Source organism: Streptomyces sp. NBC_01116, assembly GCF_041435495.1.
In the GTDB taxonomy this organism is placed as follows: Bacteria; Actinomycetota; Actinomycetes; order Streptomycetales; family Streptomycetaceae; genus Streptomyces.
In genome coordinates this window covers 7,627,702-7,646,510 of record NZ_CP108644.1, presented here as the reverse complement: position 1 = coordinate 7,646,510, position 18,809 = coordinate 7,627,702, and the positions used below count along the sequence as shown (strand labels likewise).

14 protein-coding genes are annotated in these 18,809 nt (G+C 72.6%); 6 read left to right on the top strand and 8 right to left on the bottom strand.

Annotated elements, in window-relative coordinates; all coding sequences use genetic code 11:
- Positions 1-26: 26 nt before the first annotated feature.
- Positions 27-809, top strand: coding sequence for an enoyl-CoA hydratase/isomerase family protein (locus OG245_RS33525; protein ID WP_371627094.1), 783 nt, complete (start codon positions 27-29; stop codon positions 807-809).
- Here OG245_RS33525 and OG245_RS33520 read toward each other — a convergent pair.
- Both OG245_RS33520 and OG245_RS33515 read right to left on the bottom strand, forming a co-directional pair.
- Positions 799-1,434 carry a DJ-1/PfpI family protein gene (locus OG245_RS33520; RefSeq protein ID WP_371627093.1) on the bottom strand — a complete coding sequence of 212 codons (636 nt, stop codon included), beginning with the start codon at positions 1,432-1,434 and terminating at the stop codon, positions 799-801. The genes OG245_RS33525 and OG245_RS33520 overlap by 11 nt on opposite strands.
- Before the next feature lie 163 nt (positions 1,435-1,597).
- Positions 1,598-2,569 carry a GlxA family transcriptional regulator gene (locus OG245_RS33515; protein ID WP_371627092.1) on the bottom strand — a complete coding sequence of 324 codons (972 nt, stop codon included), beginning with the start codon at positions 2,567-2,569 and terminating at the stop codon, positions 1,598-1,600.
- A 170-nt stretch (positions 2,570-2,739) separates the two neighbouring features.
- Here OG245_RS33515 and OG245_RS33510 point away from each other — a divergent pair, with 170 nt between their 5' ends.
- Positions 2,740-3,609: a hypothetical protein gene (locus OG245_RS33510; protein WP_371627091.1), complete on the top strand. Its 870-nt coding sequence runs from the start codon at positions 2,740-2,742 to the stop codon at positions 3,607-3,609.
- 180 nt (positions 3,610-3,789) lie between these two features.
- Positions 3,790-6,246, top strand: coding sequence for a Tex family protein (locus OG245_RS33505; protein WP_371627090.1), 2,457 nt, complete (start codon positions 3,790-3,792; stop codon positions 6,244-6,246).
- Between the two features lie 56 nt (positions 6,247-6,302).
- On the opposite strand, the gene OG245_RS33500 is transcribed toward OG245_RS33505, so the two are convergent.
- Entirely contained in the window at positions 6,303-7,940 is a 1,638-nt protein-coding gene (locus OG245_RS33500) for an ABC-F family ATP-binding cassette domain-containing protein (RefSeq protein ID WP_371627089.1), read from the bottom strand.
- Between the two features lie 125 nt (positions 7,941-8,065).
- Here OG245_RS33500 and OG245_RS33495 point away from each other — a divergent pair, with 125 nt between their 5' ends.
- Positions 8,066-8,989 carry an FAD-dependent oxidoreductase gene (locus tag OG245_RS33495; RefSeq protein ID WP_371627088.1) on the top strand — a complete coding sequence of 308 codons (924 nt, stop codon included), beginning with the start codon at positions 8,066-8,068 and terminating at the stop codon, positions 8,987-8,989.
- Positions 8,990-9,151: 162 nt separating this feature from the next.
- On the opposite strand, the gene OG245_RS33490 is transcribed toward OG245_RS33495, so the two are convergent.
- Together OG245_RS33490 and OG245_RS33485 are read right to left on the bottom strand one after the other, a co-directional pair.
- Entirely contained in the window at positions 9,152-10,918 is a 1,767-nt protein-coding gene (locus OG245_RS33490; protein WP_371627087.1) for a BCCT family transporter, read from the bottom strand.
- Between the two features lie 73 nt (positions 10,919-10,991).
- Positions 10,992-12,377 (bottom strand): M14 family metallocarboxypeptidase, encoded by a 1,386-nt coding sequence (locus tag OG245_RS33485; protein WP_371627086.1) that lies wholly within the window; start codon positions 12,375-12,377, stop codon positions 10,992-10,994.
- Between the two features lie 260 nt (positions 12,378-12,637).
- On the opposite strand from OG245_RS33485, the gene OG245_RS33480 reads away from it, so the two are divergent.
- Positions 12,638-14,197, top strand: coding sequence for a M1 family metallopeptidase (locus OG245_RS33480; RefSeq protein WP_371627085.1), 1,560 nt, complete (start codon positions 12,638-12,640; stop codon positions 14,195-14,197).
- A gap of 30 nt (positions 14,198-14,227) precedes the next feature.
- Here the strand turns inward: OG245_RS33480 and OG245_RS33475 are convergent, their stop codons facing one another.
- Positions 14,228-15,127: an oxygenase MpaB family protein gene (locus OG245_RS33475; RefSeq protein ID WP_371627084.1), complete on the bottom strand. Its 900-nt coding sequence runs from the start codon at positions 15,125-15,127 to the stop codon at positions 14,228-14,230.
- Between the two features lie 119 nt (positions 15,128-15,246).
- Complete coding sequence (locus OG245_RS33470; protein ID WP_371627083.1) at positions 15,247-15,723, bottom strand: macro domain-containing protein; 477 nt, start codon at positions 15,721-15,723, stop codon at positions 15,247-15,249.
- A gap of 131 nt (positions 15,724-15,854) precedes the next feature.
- Between OG245_RS33470 and OG245_RS33465 the strand changes: the two genes are divergently transcribed.
- Positions 15,855-16,586: a MerR family transcriptional regulator gene (locus OG245_RS33465; protein WP_371627082.1), complete on the top strand. Its 732-nt coding sequence runs from the start codon at positions 15,855-15,857 to the stop codon at positions 16,584-16,586.
- Between the two features lie 36 nt (positions 16,587-16,622).
- On the opposite strand, the gene OG245_RS33460 is transcribed toward OG245_RS33465, so the two are convergent.
- Positions 16,623-18,794, bottom strand: a complete 2,172-nt coding sequence (locus tag OG245_RS33460; protein ID WP_371627081.1) for a 3-hydroxyacyl-CoA dehydrogenase NAD-binding domain-containing protein — start codon at positions 18,792-18,794, stop codon at positions 16,623-16,625.
- Positions 18,795-18,809: the final 15 nt, after the last annotated feature.

Genomic DNA, 18,809 nt, shown 5'->3' with positions numbered 1-18,809 from the left:
CGAACCCTCCGGATAGCATCCGGCGCATGGACCGTACGGAACCCCGCCTGACCGCGTCCGTCGAGCGCGGCGTCGCCACCGTCGTGATCACGAACCCCGCCAAGCGCAACGCGATGACCACCGCGATGTGGCGGAGTCTGCCGGAGCTGCTGGAGCGGCTCGCGGCCGACCCGGCGGTCCGGGTGCTGGTGCTGACCGGAGCCGGGGACACCTTCTGCGCCGGGGCCGACATCTCCACGCTGGTGGAGGACCCGGAGTCCGCCCAGGGCCTGACGGTGGCGGCCGAGGAGGCGCTCGCCGCGCTCCCCCTGCCGACGCTGGCCGCGGTGCGCGGCTACTGCGTGGGCGGCGGCAGCCAGCTCGCGGCCGCCTGCGACCTGCGGTTCGCGGAGGAGGGGGCCTCCTTCGGGGTCACCCCGGCCAAACTCGGCATCGTCTATCCCGCCTCCTCGACCCGGCGGCTGGTCTCCCTGGTCGGCCCGGCCACGGCCAAGCACCTGCTGTTCTCCGGTGAGCTGATCGGCACGGAACGGGCGCTGCGCACCGGCCTGGCCGACGAGGTGCTGCCCGTGGGCGGACTGGACCAGCGGGTCGAGGAGTACGCACAGGTCCTGGCGTCCCGGTCCCGGCTCACCCAGGCCGCGGCGAAGGAGTTCGCCGCGGGGCGGACGGACCGGGACGCCCACTGGGCCGGTGAGGCGCGGGCCGGCGGGGACACGGCGGAGGGCGTCGCCGCCTTCCTGGAGCGGCGCGCGCCCCGCTTCACCTGGACCGCGGCCTCTACGGGATCTACGGGATCTACCGGGTGATGTGACGGCTCTTGGCCCGCCATTCCTCGACGAGGGCCGCGGGCGCCTTCTCCGGTGACCCGCAGTCGTAGGGCGGCTGCGGGTCGTACTCCGTGAGCAGCTGCACCGAGCGCGCCACGTCGTCACCCGCGATCCGTCCGAGCAGCGTAAGGCCCATGTCGATGCCGGAGGAGACCCCGGCGGCGGTGACGTATTTGCCGTCCAGGACGACGCGCTCCCCGGTGGGCTCGACGCCGAACCGCCTCAGCGCCTCCAGCGCCAGCCAGTGCGAGGTGGCCCGCCGGTCCTTCAGGAGCCCGGCCGCGGCCAGCAGCAGCGAACCGGTGCAGACGGACGTCGTCCAGGTGCTGGTGGCGTCGGCCGAGCACAGCCAGCCGAGCAGGGTCTCGTTCTCCATCTGGTCACCCTGCCCGGGACCGCCGGGGACGATCACCAGGTCCGGGGAGGGCACCTCGGCGAGCGTCTTCTCCGCGACGAGCGCGAGGCTCCCGCTGTCATTGCGGACGGGGCCGGTCCGTTCGGCGACGAAGACGGTCTCGGCGCCGGGCGCACGGCTGAGGATCTCGTAGGGCCCCACCGCGTCCAGGGCGGTGAAACGGTCGAAGAGCAGGATGGCGATCTGCACGGGAGCTGCCTCTCGGTTCGGTCGGAAGGTCGGACGGACAGACGGACGGACGGACAGACGGACAGACGGACGGACGGACGGACGGACGGACGGACGGACGCGCAGGCTGACGCGCGGATGCACCGAAGGCCGGGGGGAAGGCCGGACGGACGGAAGGTGCGGTTCAGGTGCTGGACGCGGGGGTGCGGAAGCGGCGGCGGTACTCCGCCGGCGCCGTCGCGAGCGCCTTCACGAAAGCGCGGCGCATGGCTTCCGGGGTGCCGTAGCCGCTGGCACGGGCGACCCGCTCGACACCGTCGGCGGTGTCCTCCAGGAGCCGGCGGGCGTGCTCCAGGCGGACGCGCTCGACGTACCGCCCCGGGGTCGTTCCGGTCTCCGCCCGGAACGCCCGGGCGAAGTGCCGGGGCGAGAGCCGGGCGCGGGCCGCGAGGGCGTCGACCCCGAGGTCGCCGTCGGGGTGCTGGGTGATCCAGTGCTGGACCTCGCGCAACGGTTCCCGCCGGGCGGTCTGGGCGCTGAGCTGGGCACTGAACTGGGCCTGGTTCCCGGGACGGCGCAGGAACACCACGAGGTGCCGGGCGATGTCCAGGGCGAGGTCCCGCCCGTGGTCCTCCTCGACGAGCGCGAGGGCGAGGTCGATGCCCGCGGTCACGCCCGCCGAGGTGGCCAGCCGCCCGTCCCGCACGAAGATCGGTTCGGGGTCGACCCGGACGGCCGGGTAGTCACGGGCCAGCCGCTCGCAGTAGTTCCAGTGGGTGGTGACCCGGCGACCGTCCAGCAGGCCCGCCCCGGCCAGGAGCAGCGCCCCGGTGCACACGGAGACGAGCCGCTCCGCCCGCGGCGCGTACTCGCGCAGCCAGTCGGTCAGCTCCGGCTGCGGGCCCCGGGTGCCGTGTCCGCCGGGCACCAGCAGGGTGTGCGGTGCGGGCGCGTCGGCGAGGCTGCTGTCGGGCACCAGGGTCAGGCCGCTGGTGCAGCGGACGGGGCCGCCGTCGAGCGAGGCGGTCCGCAGGTCGTAGGAGACGCCCGGAGCCCGGGAGGCTCCGGCGAAGACCTCCATCGGGCCGGTGGCGTCGAGGCTCTGGACGCCGTCGAAGAGGACGACGAGCACGGTTCGCTGCTTCACGTCCGCCATCCTGGGCGGTGGTCGACGATGGCCGCAATGACGAATACCCCACCTTTTCTGCCAACGGCCCGGCCCCGACCTGCGCCGGACCAACCCTGGACCTGCGTGGGACCCGTCCCGGTGAATCGTTCCCTCCCCCGGGGTTCCACCCCGTACCGACCAGTCGGTAACGTGCCGGTATGAGTACTCTCCCGGCCCGCGCGGAGCGCCGCTGCCACAACGCCGTCAATCCACTGCACTCCTCCCTCTTCTTCTCCCCCGACCTGGGCGAGGAGATGGCGAAGATCGGCATCGAGGACCATCGCGCCGCCTACTTCGCGACCCGGGCCGCCGCGCTCGGCGCGGTCGGGGCGGGGACCGTCACCGCCACCTTCTACAACTTCAACCCCGTGCTGGTGGCCCGCCACGTGCCCGCCGTCTGGGAGACCGCCTCCCCCGCCGTGGTCCTCGACGCCCGGCTGCGGGCGGCGGACGCGACGCTGCGCCGCCTGCTCGGCGAGGAGGCCATCGCCTCCGACGCGATGGCGGAGGCGGCCCGGCTCGCGCTGCGCGCCACCGAGGCCTGCACCGCGCACGCCCGCCCGCTGTACGCCGCGCACGCGGATCTTCCGGTGCCCGAGGAACCGCATCTGGCGTTCTGGCACGCCGCGACCCTGCTGCGCGAGCACCGGGGGGACGCGCATCTCGCGGCCCTGCTCGCGGCCGGCCTGGACCCGCTCGAATCACTCGTCAGCCACACGGCCACCGGCAAGGGCATGGCCATCCGCTGGCTCCTGTCCACCCGGGGCTGGCGCCGCACCGACTGGGAGGCGGCGTCCGACCGGCTGCGGGAGCGCGGGCTGCTGGCCGACGGCGAGGAGTTGGCGCTGACCGAGGCGGGCACAGCACTGCGCGCGGAGGTCGAGGAGGCGACGGACCGCATGGACAGCGCCCCGTACGAGCACCTGGGCTCGGAAGGTGTGGAACGGCTCACCGAGCTGGGGCGCGGCTTCCTCTTCACGGCCGCCGCCGCGGGAGCGTTCCCGGCGTCGGCGACCGGTCAGGGCTGACCCCGCGCCGCCCGGAGCCCCGCACCCGGCGCGGGGGCTCCGGGCGTGTTCGCCGAGGTCACGCGACACGGCCCCCGGCCACCCGGCACAATGCAGGCCAGGGGGGATACCCCCGGCAAGCAAGAACGTGCTCATCGCGACACGAGCACAGCCAGTACGAGAAGGCGAGTCGGGAAAACCGTGACGACGTCCATCGAAGGCAGGATCGCCGAGGAGCTCGGCGTACGTGAGCGACAGGTCAGGGCGGCCGTCGAGCTGCTCGACGGCGGATCGACCGTGCCGTTCATCGCGCGCTACCGCAAGGAGGCGACCGAATCCCTCGACGATGCGCAGCTGCGCACGCTGGAGGAACGGCTGCGCTATCTGCGGGAGCTGGAGGAGCGGCGCACGTCGATCCTCGACTCCGTACGCGAACAGGGCAAGCTCGACGCCGCGCTGGAGGCGAGCATCCGGGCCGCCGAGACCAAGGCGCGCCTGGAGGACATCTATCTGCCGTTCAAGCCGAAGCGGCGGACGAAGGCGCAGGTCGCCCGGGAGGCGGGGCTCGAACCGCTGGCGGACGGCCTGCTCGGCGACCCGTCGGTCGATCCGCTCGCGGCGGCCGCCGCGTTCGTGGACGGCGACAAGGGCGTCGCGGACGCGGCCGCGGCCCTGGACGGGGCCCGGTCGATCCTCACCGAGCGGTTCTCCGAGGACGCCGACCTGACCGGCGAGCTGCGCGAACGCATGTGGACGCGCGGGCGGCTGGCGGCGAAGGTCCGCGAGGGCCAGGAGGAGGCCGGCGCGAAGTTCGCCGACTACTTCGCCTTCGCCGAGCCGTTCACCGCGCTGCCCTCGCACCGGGTGCTCGCGATGCTGCGCGGCGAGAAGGAGAACGTGCTCGATCTGGTCCTGGAACCGGAGGAGCCGGAGGCCGCCGAGCGGCCGGGCCCGTCCCGTTACGAGAACATGATCGCCCGCCGCTTCGAGATCGCCGACCGGGGCCGCCCCGGCGACAAGTGGCTCGGCGACACGGTGCGTTGGGCGTGGCGGACCCGGATCCAGGTGCATCTGGGCATCGACCTGCGGCTGCGGCTGCGCACGGCGGCGGAGGACGAGGCGGTGCGGGTCTTCGCCTCGAACCTGCGCGATCTGCTGCTCGCCGCCCCGGCCGGGACGCGGGCCACCCTGGGCCTGGACCCCGGTTTCCGTACGGGGGTGAAGGTCGCCGTCGTCGACGCCACCGGCAAGGTCGTGGCCACCGATGTGATCCACCCGCATGTGCCCGCGAACAAGTGGGACCAGGCGCTGGCGAAGCTCGCGCACCTCGCGAAGGAGCACGCGGTCGACCTGATCGCGATCGGCAACGGCACGGCGTCCCGTGAGACGGACAAGCTCGCCGGTGAACTGATCGACAAGCACCCGGAGTTGAAGCTCACGAAGGTGATGGTCTCGGAGGCGGGCGCCTCGGTGTACTCCGCGTCCGCGTTCGCGTCGCAGGAACTGCCCGACATGGACGTGTCGTTGCGCGGCGCGGTCTCCATCGCCCGGCGGCTCCAGGACCCGCTGGCCGAGCTGGTGAAGATCGACCCCCGGTCGATCGGCGTCGGGCAGTACCAGCACGACCTGTCCGAGGTGAAGCTGTCCCGTTCACTGGACGCGGTCGTCGAGGACTGTGTGAACGGGGTCGGTGTGGACGTCAACACCGCGTCCGCTCCGCTGCTCTCCCGGGTGTCGGGCATCAGCTCGGGGCTGGCCGAGAACATCGTCGCGCACCGGGACTCCAACGGCCCCTTCCGGTCCAGGAAATCCCTCAAGGACGTGGCGCGGCTCGGGCCGAAGGCGTACGAGCAGTGCGCGGGCTTCCTGCGGATCCGGGGCGGTGACGACCCGCTCGACGGTTCCAGCGTGCATCCCGAGGCCTACCCGGTGGTGCGGCGGATGGGGAGGACGGCGGGCGGCGAGGTGGCCTCGCTGATCGGTAACGCGGAGGCCCTGCGCGCCCTGCGGGCCGCGGACTTCGTGGACGACATGTTCGGGCTGCCGACCGTGACGGACATCCTCAAGGAGTTGGAGAAGCCGGGGCGCGACCCGCGTCCGGCGTTCAGGACGGCGACCTTCAAGGAGGGCGTCGAGAGGCTCGGCGACCTGGAGCCCGGCATGGTGCTGGAGGGCGTCGTCACCAACGTGGCCGCGTTCGGCGCGTTCGTCGACGTCGGCGTGCACCAGGACGGCCTGGTGCACGTCTCGGCGCTGTCGAGGACGTTCGTGAAGGACCCGCGCGAGGTCGTGAAGCCCGGGGACATCGTGAAGGTCAAGGTCATGGACGTCGACGTGCCGCGCAAGCGGATCTCGCTGACGCTGCGTCTCGACGACGAGCCGGGCGCGGGCGGTGGTTCCGGCGGCGGGCAGCAGGGCCGCGGCGAGCGCGGCGGCCGTCCCCCGAAGCAGCGCCAGGGGCAGGGCCAGGGCCAGGGCCAGCCGTCCGGCGGCGGCCAGGGCCGGCAGGGCGGCGGCGGCCGGGACCGGCGCGGCGGTGGCGGCGGTGCGTCGCGGCAGGGCCAGGGCGCCCCGGCTCCGGCGAACAGCGCGATGGCGGACGCGCTGCGGCGGGCCGGGCTGACCGACCCGAAGCAGGGCGGCGGCCGGGGACGCTGAACGGAGCGGGTGGGGCGGGCCGCCGTGTGCGGCCCGCCCCACGTCCGCAACCGCGCTCAGACTTCCTTGACCTGGCCGTCGGCCACCTCGACGCGCCGGGTCGTGCGGACCGCCTCCAGCATCCGCCGGTCGTGGGTGACCAGCAGCAGGGTGCCCGTGTACGTCTCCAGGGCAGCCTCCAACTGCTCGATGGCGGGCAGGTCCAGGTGGTTCGTCGGCTCGTCGAGCACCAGGAGGTTGACGCCCCGGCCCTGGAGCAGGGCGAGGGCGGCGCGGGTGCGCTCGCCCGGGGACAGGCTGGTCGCCGGGCGCATCACATGGTCGGCGCGGAGGCCGAACTTGGCGAGCAGGGTGCGGACTTCGGCCGGTTCCGTGTCGGGCACGGCCGCGCAGAACGCGTCCAGCAGGGACTGCGCGCCGAGGAACAGCTTGCGGGCCTGGTCCACCTCACCGACGACGACGCCCGAACCGAGCGTGGCGTTCCCGGAGTCCAGCGGCAGCCGTTCCAGCAGTGCGGCCAGCAGCGTGGACTTGCCGGCGCCGTTGGCCCCGGTGATGGCGACCCGGTCCGCCCAGTCGATCTGGAGCGAGGCGGGGCCGAAGGAGAAGTCGCCGCGCGCCACTCGGGCCTCGCGCAGGGTCGCGACGACGGATCCGGAGCGCGGGGCGGAGGCGATCTCCATGCGCAGCTCCCACTCCTTGCGCGGCTCCTCGACGACGTCGAGGCGTTCGACCATGCGCTGGGTCTGCCGAGCCTTCGCGGCCTGCTTCTCGCTGGCCTCGCTGCGGGCGTTGCGGCCGAGCTTGTCGCCGTCGGTGGCCTTGCGGCGGGCGTTCTTGACGCCCTTGTCCATCCAGGAGCGCTGCATATGGCCGCGCGCTTCGAGGGACGCCTTCTTGTCGGCGTACTCCTCGTAGCCCTCCCGGGCGTGCCGGCGGGCGGTCTCCCGCTCCTCCAGATAAGCCGCGTAGCCACCTCCGTACAGGTTGATCTGCTGCTGGGCGAGGTCCAGTTCCAGCACCTTGGTGACCGTGCGCATCAGGAACTCGCGGTCGTGGCTGATGACGACCGTGCCCGCGCGCAGGCCGGACACGAAGCGCTCCAGGCGCTCCAGTCCGTCGAGATCGAGGTCGTTGGTGGGCTCGTCGAGCAGGAAGACGTCGTAGCGGGAGAGGAGCAGCGAGGCGAGTCCGGCGCGGGCGGCCTGTCCGCCGGAGAGCGCGGTCATGGGCCGGTCGAGGCCCACGGTCAGGCCCAGCTCGGCGGCGACCTGCTCGGCCCGCTCCTCCAGGTCCGCGCCGCCGAGCGCGAGCCAGCGCTCCAGGGACTCGGAGTACGCGTCGTCCGCGCCCGGGGCGCCCGCGACCAGGGCCTCGGTCGCCTCGTCCATTGTGCGCTGGGCGTCGGCGACGCCGGTGCGGCGGGCCAGGAACGCGGACACCGTCTCGCCGTCGCGGCGCTCGGGCTCCTGCGGGAGGTGGCCGACGGTGGCGGTGGGCGGGGAGAGCCGCAGCTCGCCCTCCTCCGGGCGGTCGAGTCCGGCGAGCAGCCGGAGCAGGGAGGATTTTCCGGCGCCGTTGACTCCGACGAGACCGATCACGTCACCGGGGGCGACGACGAGGTCGAGTCCGGCGAAGAGCGTGCGGTCGCCGTGTCCGGCGGCGAGGTCCTTGGCGACGAGGGTGGCAGTCATCAGGGTGCTGATCCTAGTCTCCGGCGCTTCATGCCCGTCGCCCTGTGCCCCTGGCCTCGGGTTTCCCGTTTCGGTTAGCGTCCGGACAGCGACGGACGCGCACCGAGGCGACAGGAGTGACCGTGATGACGGATGTGATCGTGGTGGGCGGCGGGGTCATCGGCCTGACCACCGCCGTGACGCTGGCGGAGCGCGGGCTGAAGGTGCGGGTCTGGTCGCGCGACGCGGCCGGGGCGACGACGTCCGCGGTGGCGGGGGCCCTGTGGTGGCCCTACCGGATCGAGCCGGCGGAGCGGGTGGGCGACTGGTCCCTGGCGACGCTGGCGGTCTACGAGGAGTTGTCGGGCGCCCCGGAGGAGACCGGCGTACGGCGGGTGGCGGGGCTGCACCGCGGGGAGCGGCTGGCGGCGCTGGGCGACTGGTCGGCCGGGCTGAAGGACGCCGTCGAGGTGCCCGAAGGGCTGCGGGTGACGCTGCCGCTGCTGGACATGCCCGTCCACCTGGCCTGGCTGGAGCGGCGGCTCCGTGCGGCCGGCGGTGCGGTGGAGCGGCGGGCGGTGACCGGGTTCGGCGAGGCGGCGGAGCGGAGCCCGGTGGTGGTGAACTGCACGGGGCTCGGGGCGCGGGAGCTGGTGCCCGACGCCGGGGTGCGACCGGTGCGGGGGCAGTTGGTGGCGGTGGAGAACCCGGGGATCGAGGAGTGGTACACCGAGGCGGATCCGGCGTCGGCCGCGACGACGTACTTCTTCCCGCAGCCGGGCCGCCTGGTGCTGGGCGGTACGGCCGAGGAGGACGACGCGCGCACCGGGCCCGACCCGGGGACGGCACGGGCGATCGTGGCACGGTGTGCGCGGATCCGGCCGGAGATCGCGGGCGCGCGGGTGCTCGGGCACCGGGTGGGGCTGCGGCCGGCGCGGGAGGCCGGGGTGCGGATCGGGGCGGAGGCGCTGCCGGACGGCGGTCTGCTGGTGCACAACTACGGGCACGGCGGCGCGGGCGTGACCGTGGCCTGGGGCTGCGCGCGGGCGGCGGCGGCGCTGGTGGGCTGACCCCACCCCGGCGGCCCCCGGGTGGTGCGCCGGGTGGCGCGCGGATACCTGCCGGACACGGGCCCGCCCGGTGGTGCGCGGGGGCACGACGTACCGGAGCCCGCGGCCTGTGGGCGGTCGCGGGCTCCGGTACGGGTACGGAACGGGTGGGCGGTCGCCCGGTCAGTCGGAGGGGCGCTTCTCCGCGGCCGTGGAGCCCGAGCCGGTGGGGCCGGGTCCGTGGCGCTCGTCCGTGATGGTCGTGGTCCCGGGGCCGATGCGGATCTCGAAGTCGCCGTCGTACTTGGCGTGGCCCTCGATCACCGCGGACTCGACCGCTTCCACTCCGAACTCCTGGCGGACGATCTGCGGGTCCTTGCGCAGGTCGCGCATCAGGGCCACGCACATGCCGATCATGACGAGGGCGAAGGGGGCGGCGACCAGGATGGTGAGGTTCTGGAGCCCTTGGAGCGCGTTGTCCTCGCCGTCGCCGATGAGCAGCATGATCGCGGCCACGGCGCCGGTCACGACGCCCCAGAAGATCACGACCCACTTGCCCGGTTCGAGGACGCCCTTCTGGGAGAGGGTGCCCATGACGATGGAGGCGGCGTCGGCTCCGGAGACGAAGAAGATGCCGACCAGGACCATCACCAGAATGCTGGTCAACGTGGCGATCGGGAACTCCTGGAGGACGCCGAACAACTGCGCCTCCGGGGTCTCGGCGCCGCCGAGCTTCCCGTCCTCGGCGAGCTTCATGCCCGAGCCGCCGAAGACGGCGAACCAGACCAGGCTGACGGTGCTGGGCACCAGGATGACGCCGCCGACGAACTGACGGATCGTGCGGCCGCGGCTGATCCTGGCGATGAACATGCCGACGAAGGGCGTCCAGGAGATCCACCAGGCCCAGTAGAAGACGGTCCAGCTGCCGAGCCAGTCGGCCACGTCACCGCCGCCGGTCGCCTCGGTGCGTCCGGCGAGCTGCCCCAGGTCGGTGATGTACGCGCCGAGGGAGGTGGGCACCAGGTCGAGCACGAAGATCGTGGGACCGGCGATGAAGACGAAGACGATGAGCAGCAGGGCCAGCACCATGTTGATGTTGGACAGCCACTGGATGCCCTTCTCGACGCCGGAGACCGCGGAGGCGACGAAGGCGACGGTCAGCACGGCGATGACGGTGACGAGAAGGCCGGTGCCCGCCTTCTCCAGCCAGTCCAGTTCCTGGATGCCGCTGCCGATCTGGAGCGCGCCGAGGCCCAGGGAGGCGGCCGACCCGAACAGGGTGGCGAAGATGGCCAGGATGTCGATGACGCGGCCGACGCCGCCGTAGGCGTGGCGCTTGCCGATCAGCGGTTCGAAGACCGCGCTGATCGTCTGCCGCCGACGCATCCGGTAGGCGCTGTAGGCGATGGCGAGCCCGACCACGGCGTAGATGGCCCAGGGGTGCAGCGTCCAGTGGAAGAGCGTGGTGGCCATCGCCGTCTGCATGGCCTCGGCCGAGTCGGCGGGGTCGGTGCCCGGCGGCGGGGTCCGGAAGTGCGCGAGGGGCTCGGCCACGCCCCAGAACATCAGCCCGATGCCCATACCGGCGCTGAACATCATCGCGATCCAGGAGATGGTCCGGAACTCCGGCTTCTCCCCCTCCTGGCCGAGGCAGATCTTTCCGTACCGGCTGACGGCCAGCCAGAGGGCGAAGATGACGAAGCCCGACGCGGCCAGCATGAAGGCCCAGCCGCCGTTGTGGATCAGCCCGGTGAGCAGCTTGCCGGACACCGTCTCCAGGGAATCGGTGGCGGTCGCACCCCAGACGACGAAGGCAAGCGTGAGGACCGCCGTGACGCCGAACACCACCCGGTCGGTGGTCGGAGCCCTGGTACTGAGCGGTTCGGGGGGAAGGTCCGCCGTGACCGACAGCGCTTCCCTCCCATCCGTTGTCCGGTCGTCCTGGGACACTCGTGGCACCTTTCATCGAGTCTGAAAATCGCTCCCCGTAGGCCTTACCACATCTGCCCCGGATCTCGAAGGATCAACAAACGGTTCTGGCTTGACCGTTTGCGAGGTGATATGTCGCCCGCTGATCGAGGAGCAGCGGAATCAGGCGTCGAGCCGACTGGCGCAAAGGCACAAACACGCCACCCTCCTCCGACCGGGCGGTGACGCCGTGCAGGGCCAGCTCGTCCTTCACCGCCGCGTACTGGGACCCGTCGAGCCGGTAGCCGCACGGCGGGTCGGCGATGATCTCGGCGGGCTCGGCCGGGTCGTTGTCGGCGCCGCCGAGGTACACGGGCCCCCGGTCGGCGAGGCCGCCGAGGCGCGCGAGGGCGGTGGCCGTCCGGAGCCGGGCGCGCTGCTCGTCGGTGAAGGTGAGGAGACCGCCGAGCGCGGTCCGCTGGGAGTGGACCCTGCGCCGGTGGTTGAGGGCCTGATCCGCCTTCTCCGCGTCGCTCAGCGCGTCGATCCGGGATTCGATGAGCAGGCCGACGGCGTGCTTGAGGCCGGAGGTGTTGCGCAGGATGCGTTCCTGGCCGTCGCCGGCGACCTGCTTGACCGGCTCCCCGGTGGCCGGGTCGGTCCAGATGCCGTAGTGGCCGTTGCTGTAGCCGCCCGCCGTCGCGGCGGGGCGGACGTACCGCTCGGAGAGGGTGCGCGAGACGTCGTGGACCCCGTCGTCGACGTTGAGGTTCCGCGGCCACAGTGCGAACAGGTCCTTCTCGTAGTACGGCGGGGTGGCGCCGTACTCGTGCAAGTCGTAGATGACCTGGGGCCGTTCGTCGCGTACGACCGTGGCGACGGCCCGCGCCTCGGCGGTCTCCAGGGCGATGTGGTCGCGGTTGACGTCGACCCCGTCGGCGTTGCCGCGGGTGTCGGCGGCGCGTCCGTCGGGGTTGGCCGTGGGCAGCACCAGCAGGGTCGTACGGGCCAGGAAGGCGCGGGTCGCCCGGTCCTGGGCGAACGCCAGGTCACGGATGGTCGTCAGACAGGCCTCGCGCCCGGCGGGCTCGTCCCCGTGCTGGCTGCAGATCAGCAGCACCGTGGTGGCCCCGGGGCGCTCCTGGCCGACGCGTACGAGCCGCAGGGGGCGGCCCTGACCGGTCGTGCCGACGCGGTCCACGGAGACCCGGTCGCTCCCCCGGTCCAGCGCGGCGAGGAACGAGCGCTCCTCCGCCTCGCCGGTCCAGCGGGCCCCCTCGCTCGTCTCGAACCCGGTGCGCGGCGGACGGTGCGCGGCCTCGGCCGGTGCGATGGCGAACGGGAGGGCCAGCCCGGCGACCGTCGCCGCCACGGCCGTCCGGCGCATCGCCTTCGCCTCGCGGCGCGGGGGCGCGGACCGCGGCCGGGCGGGCCCGGCCGCCGGCGCGAGCCACGGGTGCGGGCTGAGCATGCGGAGCGCGTGGGCGATGCGAGGGGTCATCAGCGGCTGCCTCCGGAACATGGGGGCGGGCGCCGTGACGCCCGTCCGGCTGTCGGCGATGTGCGGACGTTACCCCGGTCAACTCCTGTGCAACAGGGGGCGATCACCGCTGTCCTTACGGCCGTCGGTACGGCCGTCCGTGACGACGGAATGGCGATCGTGTGACAGGTGTGCCCGGAACGGCCCGCCCCGCTCCGACCGGTGCATAGCCTCGTGACGACCGGTCGGAAGATCATCCGACCCGACCATGTGGAGTTTGCGTGCACCGCAGATTCATCGTCCCCAGCGCACTGGCGGCCACCCTTCTGCTGGCGATCCCGGCAGCGGCCTCACCGGGCACCGTGGGCGCCCCGGGTATCGGCGACCCCTACTACCCGGCCAGCGGAAACGGTGGCTACGACGTGTCCCACTACGACCTGCGGCTGAAGTACCGGCCGACGACCGACCTGCTGGAGGGCACGGCGACGATCCTCGCCACCACCACGCAGGAGCTGTCCCGCTTCAACCTCGACTTCGGACTCGACGTCTCCGAGGTGCGGGTGAACGGCAGGAAGGCCCGGTTCGCCACGAGCGGCGACCACGAACTGGAAGTCACCCCGGCGGCTCCCCTGGCGAAGGGCAAGGACGTCTCCGTCGTCGTCCGGTACGCCGGAAAGCCCTCCGAGCTGAAGATCGACGGCTGGACCGCGTGGGCGCGCACCCCGGACGGCGGTGTCGCGGCGCAGGAGCCGGAGTCGGCCGTGTGGTGGTACCCGAGCAACGACCACCCGCTGGACAAGGCGACGTACGACGTGTCGGTCTCGGTCCCGGACGGCACCCAGGCGATCAGCAACGGGGTGCTCCAGTCGCAGAGTTCCAAGCTCGGCTGGACCCGCTTCAACTGGCGCTCCGACAAGCCGCAGGCGTCCTATCTCACGACGCTCGCCATCGGCAGGTTCGACATCACGACCGACCGGACCGCCGACGGCCTGCCGGTGCTGAACGCCTACAGCAAGGACCTGGGCGCCAACGCCGGTGCGGCCCGCGCCAGCATCGAGCGGACCACCGAGGTCGCCGAGTGGCTGACCGAGGTGTTCGGCCCCTACCCGTTCAACGCGCTGGGCGGATACGTGCCGAACGTGACGAGCGGCTTCGCCCTGGAGACCCAGACCCGGCCCTTCTACAGCCCGAGGCAGTTCGCGAACGGCGCCAACATCTCGGTCGTCGTCCACGAGATCGCGCACCAGTGGTACGGCGACAGCGTCTCGGTCGACGGCTGGAAGGACATCTGGATCAACGAGGGCTTCGCCCGCTACAGCCAGTGGCTCTGGTCGGAGAAGGAGGGCGAGGGCACCACGCAGGAGCTGGCGGACTACACCTACGCCCTGCACCCGGCCGACGACCCGTTCTGGAAGGTGAAGCCGGGCGACCCGGGCCCGGACGACCAGTTCGACATCGCCGTCTACGACCGGGGCGCGCTGGCGCTCCAGGCGCTGCGCAACGAGATCGGCGACACCGCCTTCTTCGAGCTGCTGAAGGGCTGGCCGGCCGAGCACGCGTACGGCAACGCAGCTGTCGGCGACTTCGTGCGGTACGCGGAGCGGGTCTCGGGCAAGCCGCTCGCCGCGCTCTTCGACACCTGGCTCTACCAGCCCTCGCGCCCCGCGCTTCCGGCGGCGGCCGACGCGGGTGTCGCCGAGGACGCGCTGTCGGCGCGGACGGCGGCGCGGGTCGAGCGCCCCGCCTCCTGGCAGAAGATCGCGGCGACGAACACCGTGCACGACCACGGCGACCGCGGTGACGGGACCGACCGGGGGCAGGAGGGGCACGACCACCGCTGAGGTGCCCCGGGGCGTCGGAGCGGCGGGCGTTCAGCCGTTCCGACGCGTCCCGGCGGCGCGGGCGCCCCGTCCCGCCGTACGCGCAGCGGCGCGGGCCGCCCGTACCCGGGGCAGATAGCGCAGCCGCTCCGGGAGGACGGGGGCGACGACCCGCAGCACCGCGCACATCCGGCGCAGCCGCTTCTCCTGGTCAGGGGTCCACGGCAGGCCGATGGCCATGCGGGCGTCGGGCGGCATGAGCCCGATGGTGACGAAGCGGCGGAAGCGGGCCAGCGGCGGCAGCAGCACCGGCCACAGCGCCCGCAGCAGCAGCCGGAGCGGCCACGGCCCCCGGTCCGGCGGCGGGACGGACTGGTCGGTGGCGACGAGCTCCCGGACGACGGAGGTCGCCTCGATCTCCCCCGCGAGCGTCTTCTCCCAGTACGGCCGGAAGTCCTCGATGGTCCGGGGCATGTCCCGGTCGTGGATGCCCAGGATCCGGCCGACCTGGAGCCACTCCGCGTACAGGGCGCGCTCCTGGGCGGGACTCATGGGGCGGATCAGATACCGGGCCGCGTGCTGGTACACGGGGAAGCCGGTGGCGTGCACCCAGGCGTAGTTGGCGGGCGTCAGGGCGTGGTAGCGCCGGCCGCGGGTGTCGGTCCCCCGGATCGTGCGGTGCAGCACCCGCAGCCTGCGGCCCTCCGCCGCGGCCTCCGCGCCGCCGTAGACCCGGAGCTGGAGCGAGCGCAGCGAGCGTTCACCGCGCCCCCAGGGATCCGTACGGAACACGGAGTGCTCGTCGACGCCGGCGCCGACGGCCGGGTGGGCGACCTGGAGGGTGAGGGCGGCGGGCAGCATCAGCAGGGCGCGGATGTCCCCGGACAGGCTCCAGAGCACCCCGCCGGGCGGAGGCGGCTCGGGGTTCGTCGCGTCGGTCGCGCCGCTCATCCGTGCTCCCGCGGTCCCGGCGGGCCTGCCGTGCGCTGCCCGTGCCCTGTTTCCTCTCCTCCATGATCCCGCGTCCCCGGGAGAGCCCCCGGGCGGGGTCGGGACGCCAGGGGGTCCGGTCAGTCGTGGTCGTAGACCGTCACCGACAGGCCGGCGGATATCAGGCGTCGCTCGATCAGCGGCTCGATCATGGCCCACGTGCCGCCCGCGAGGCCGCAGCCGATCCGGGGCATATGGACCGAGGCCCCCAGCTCGCCCGCCTTGAGAGCCACCGCGCCGAGCGCCGCGTCGATCGCCTCGTACCGCACGGGAACCCCCTTGCTGCCGGTGCGCATGCCCCGCTGGCCTACCAGGTTGGCCACCCAGAGATAGGGCCCCACCCGCACGAACTGCGCCGCACCCAGGGCGAAGTCGTTGCCCGCGCGCTCGCGGTGCCAGCGCCGGTAGGCGGCTTCGGGCTCGGGCCAGCGGCGGGAGAGGGCCAGGACGAAGCCCTTGCCCCAGCCGCCCAGGTCGTTGCAGACGTGGACGATCAGCTTGACGCCCTTGCCCTGCGGCGCGGTGGCGTCACCCCGTACGTAAGTGATCTCCGACATGACCTCACCGTACGGGCCGCCACGGACAACGGGTCCGGGGTGGACGGCGGGGCGATGGTGCCGGAGACTTTCACAGTAATGGTGAGACAGCGGCACTGTCCGATGCGAGGGTCCGACGACGGGGAGCAGAGATGGCGACGGGGACCGACGAGCCGACGCTCACGGTGGACGAGCTGGCGGCCCGCGCCGGGGTCACCGTGCGCACCGTGCGGTTCTACAGCACCCGGGGCCTGCTGCCGCCCCCGGTCATCGGGCCGCGCCGGGTCGGGCACTACGGGCCGGACCACCTCTCGCGGCTCGCGCTGATCGAGGAGCTCCAGCGGCAGGGTATGACGCTGGCGGCGATCGAACGTTATCTGGAACAGCTGCCGCCCGATCTGAGCGCCCACGATCTGGCGATCCACCGGGCGCTGGTCGCCTCCTGGGCGCCGGACCGGACCGAGGAGCTGTCCCGGGCCGAGCTGGAGCGGCGGGCCGGGCGGGCGCTGTCGGAGGCGGATGTGGAGCGGCTGGCGGCGATGGGGGTGCTGGTCCGGCCGCAGGAGGACGGCGGGGCGTACCGGGTGGATCCGGGACTGCTGCGGCTCGGGGTGGAGCTGCTGGACGTGCCGATCGCGCACGAGACGATCCTGGCGGCGCGGACCGTTCTGCTGGAGCACACCCGTTCGGCCGCCCAGGAGATGACCCGGCTGTTCCGGGACGAGGTGTGGAACCCCTACCGGGAGCGCGAGGGCGATCCGGAGCATGTGGCGGCGATGAAGTCGCTGTCCGCCGATATGCAACCGATCGTGGTGCAGGCGCTGGTGACGGCGTTTCAGCGATCGTTGAAGGAGGAGCTGCGGGCCGCGTTCACCGCCGAGTGACGGTGAACGCGGGCCGCGGCGGCGCCTGGCGGCGGATCAGTCGTGGAAGGTCTCGCCCTTCTCCGCCTTCTCCACCAGCAGGGCGGGCGGCAGGAATCGGTCGCCGTAGCGCTCGGCGAGTTCCCGGGCACGGGCCACGAAGCCGGGCAGGCCGCCCTCGTACCCGTTGATGTACTGGAGGACGCCGCCGGTCCACGGCGGGAAGCCGATGCCCATGATGGAGCCGATGTTGGCGTCGGCGACGGAGATGAGGACGTTCTCCTCCAGGCAGCGGACGCTGTCCAGTGCCTCGGAGAAGAGCATCCGCTCCTTCATGTCCTCGAAGGGCACATCGGCGTCGGGGTTCGCGAAGTGCTCGCGCAGTCCGGGCCAGAGTCCGGCGCGCCCGCCGTCCTCGTCGTAGTCGTAGAAGCCCGCTCCCCCGCTGCGCCCCGGGCGGCCGAACTCGTCGACCATGCGGTCGATGACCTCGTCGGAGGGGTGCCCGGGCCAGGTGCCGCCGGCCTCCTCCACCGCGCGCTTCGTCTCGTCGCGGATCCTGCGCGGCAGGGTCAGGGTCAGCTCGTCCATCAGGGAGAGCACCTTGGCCGGGTAGCCGGACTGGGCCGCGGCCTGTTCGACCGACGCGGGCTCGACGCCCTCGCCGACCATGGCGACGCCCTCGTTGATGAACTGGCCGATGACGCGCGAGGTGAAGAAGCCGCGGGAGTCGTTGACGACGATCGGCGTCTTCTTGATGCGTCGTACGAGGTCGAAGGCGCGGGCGAGCGCCTCGTCGCCGGTGCGCTCACCCTTGATGATCTCGACCAGCGGCATCTTGTCGACGGGCGAGAAGAAGTGCAGCCCGATGAAGTCGACGGGGCGGGAGACGCCTTCGGCGAGGACCGTGATCGGGAGGGTGGAGGTGTTGGAGCAGAGCAGGGCGTCGGGCTCGATGACGTCCTGGATCTCCTGGAACACCTTGTGCTTGAGGGCGGTGTCCTCGAAGACGGCCTCGATCACGGCGTCGCAGCCCGCGAGGTCGGCCGCGTCGCCGGTCGGGGTGATCCGGGCCAGCAGCTCGTCCCGCTCGGCCTCGGTCGTACGGCCCCGGGAAAGCGCCTTGGCGAGCAGTTTCCCGCTGTACGCCTTGCCCTTGGCGGCCGCCTCGGTGGAGACGTCCTTGAGGACGACCTCGATGCCGGCCTTGGCGCAGGAGTAGGCGATGCCGGCGCCCATCATCCCGGCGCCGAGGACGGCGACCTTGCGGACGGGGCGCTCGGGGATGTCCTTGGGGCGGTTGGCGCCGGAGTTGACGGCCTGGAGGTCGAAGAAGAACGCCTGGATCATGTTCTTGGAGACCTGGCCGGTGACCAGCTCGGTGAAGTACCGGGCCTCGATGGTCAGGGCGGTCTCGAAGTCGACCTGGGAGCCCTCGACGGCCGCCGCCAGGATGTTGCGCGGCGCGGGCATCGGAGCGCCCGCGAGCTGCTTCTTCAGGTTGGCCGGGAAGGCGGGCAGGTTGGCGGCGAAGCGCGGGTTGGACGGGGTGCCGCCGGGGATCTTGTAGCCCTTGACGTCCCAGGGCTGCTGGGACTCCGGGTTGGCGTCGATGAAGGCGCGGGCCTTCTCCAGCATCTCCTCGCGGGTGGCGGCGACTTCGTGGACGAGCCCGTTCTCCAGGGCGCGCCGCGGCGTGTACTGGGTGCCCTGGAGCAGCACCTTGAGCAGGGCGTCGGCGATGCCCATGAGGCGTACGGTCCGGGTGACGCCGCCGCCTGCCGGGAGCAGGCCGAGGGTGACCTCGGGCAGGCCGATGCGGGAGCCGGGCGCGTCGAGGGCGACGCGGTGGTGGCAGGCGAGCGCGATCTCGTAACCGCCGCCGAGGGCCGCCCCGTTGATGGCGGCGACGACGGGCTTGCCGAGGGTCTCGATGCGGCGGAGCGATGCCTTGATGGCGTTGCCGGCGTCGAAGGCGTCCTGGGCGTTCTCCGGGCCGACCCTGATCATGTCCTTGAGGTCGCCGCCGGCGAAGAAGGTCTTCTTGGCGGAGGCGAAGATGATGCCGCGGATGGAGTCCTTCTCGGCCTCGGCGCGGTCGGCGACGGCCGCGATGGAGTCCTTGAAGGCCTGGTTCATCGTGTTGGCCGACTGGTTCGGGTCGTCGAGGACGAGGGTGACGACGCCGGTCTCGTCCTGTTCCCAGCGGATGGTCGTGCTCTCGGTCATGTCGGTGTCTTCTCC

What these genes read in the sequence shown, in the direction of transcription:
- OG245_RS33525 (WP_371627094.1), top strand. Translation starts at nt 27, where the DNA reads ATGGACCGTACGGAACCCCGCCTGACCGCGTCCGTCGAGCGCGGCGTC.
- OG245_RS33515 (WP_371627092.1), bottom strand. Translation starts at nt 2,569, where the DNA reads ATGGCGGACGTGAAGCAGCGAACCGTGCTCGTCGTCCTCTTCGACGGC.
- OG245_RS33510 (WP_371627091.1), top strand. Translation starts at nt 2,740, where the DNA reads ATGAGTACTCTCCCGGCCCGCGCGGAGCGCCGCTGCCACAACGCCGTC.
- OG245_RS33500 (WP_371627089.1), bottom strand. Translation starts at nt 7,940, where the DNA reads ATGACTGCCACCCTCGTCGCCAAGGACCTCGCCGCCGGACACGGCGAC.
- OG245_RS33495 (WP_371627088.1), top strand. Translation starts at nt 8,066, where the DNA reads ATGACGGATGTGATCGTGGTGGGCGGCGGGGTCATCGGCCTGACCACC.
- OG245_RS33485 (WP_371627086.1), bottom strand. Translation starts at nt 12,377, where the DNA reads ATGACCCCTCGCATCGCCCACGCGCTCCGCATGCTCAGCCCGCACCCG.
- OG245_RS33475 (WP_371627084.1), bottom strand. Translation starts at nt 15,127, where the DNA reads ATGAGCGGCGCGACCGACGCGACGAACCCCGAGCCGCCTCCGCCCGGC.
- OG245_RS33470 (WP_371627083.1), bottom strand. Translation starts at nt 15,723, where the DNA reads ATGTCGGAGATCACTTACGTACGGGGTGACGCCACCGCGCCGCAGGGC.
- OG245_RS33465 (WP_371627082.1), top strand. Translation starts at nt 15,855, where the DNA reads ATGGCGACGGGGACCGACGAGCCGACGCTCACGGTGGACGAGCTGGCG.
- OG245_RS33460 (WP_371627081.1), bottom strand. Translation starts at nt 18,794, where the DNA reads ATGACCGAGAGCACGACCATCCGCTGGGAACAGGACGAGACCGGCGTC.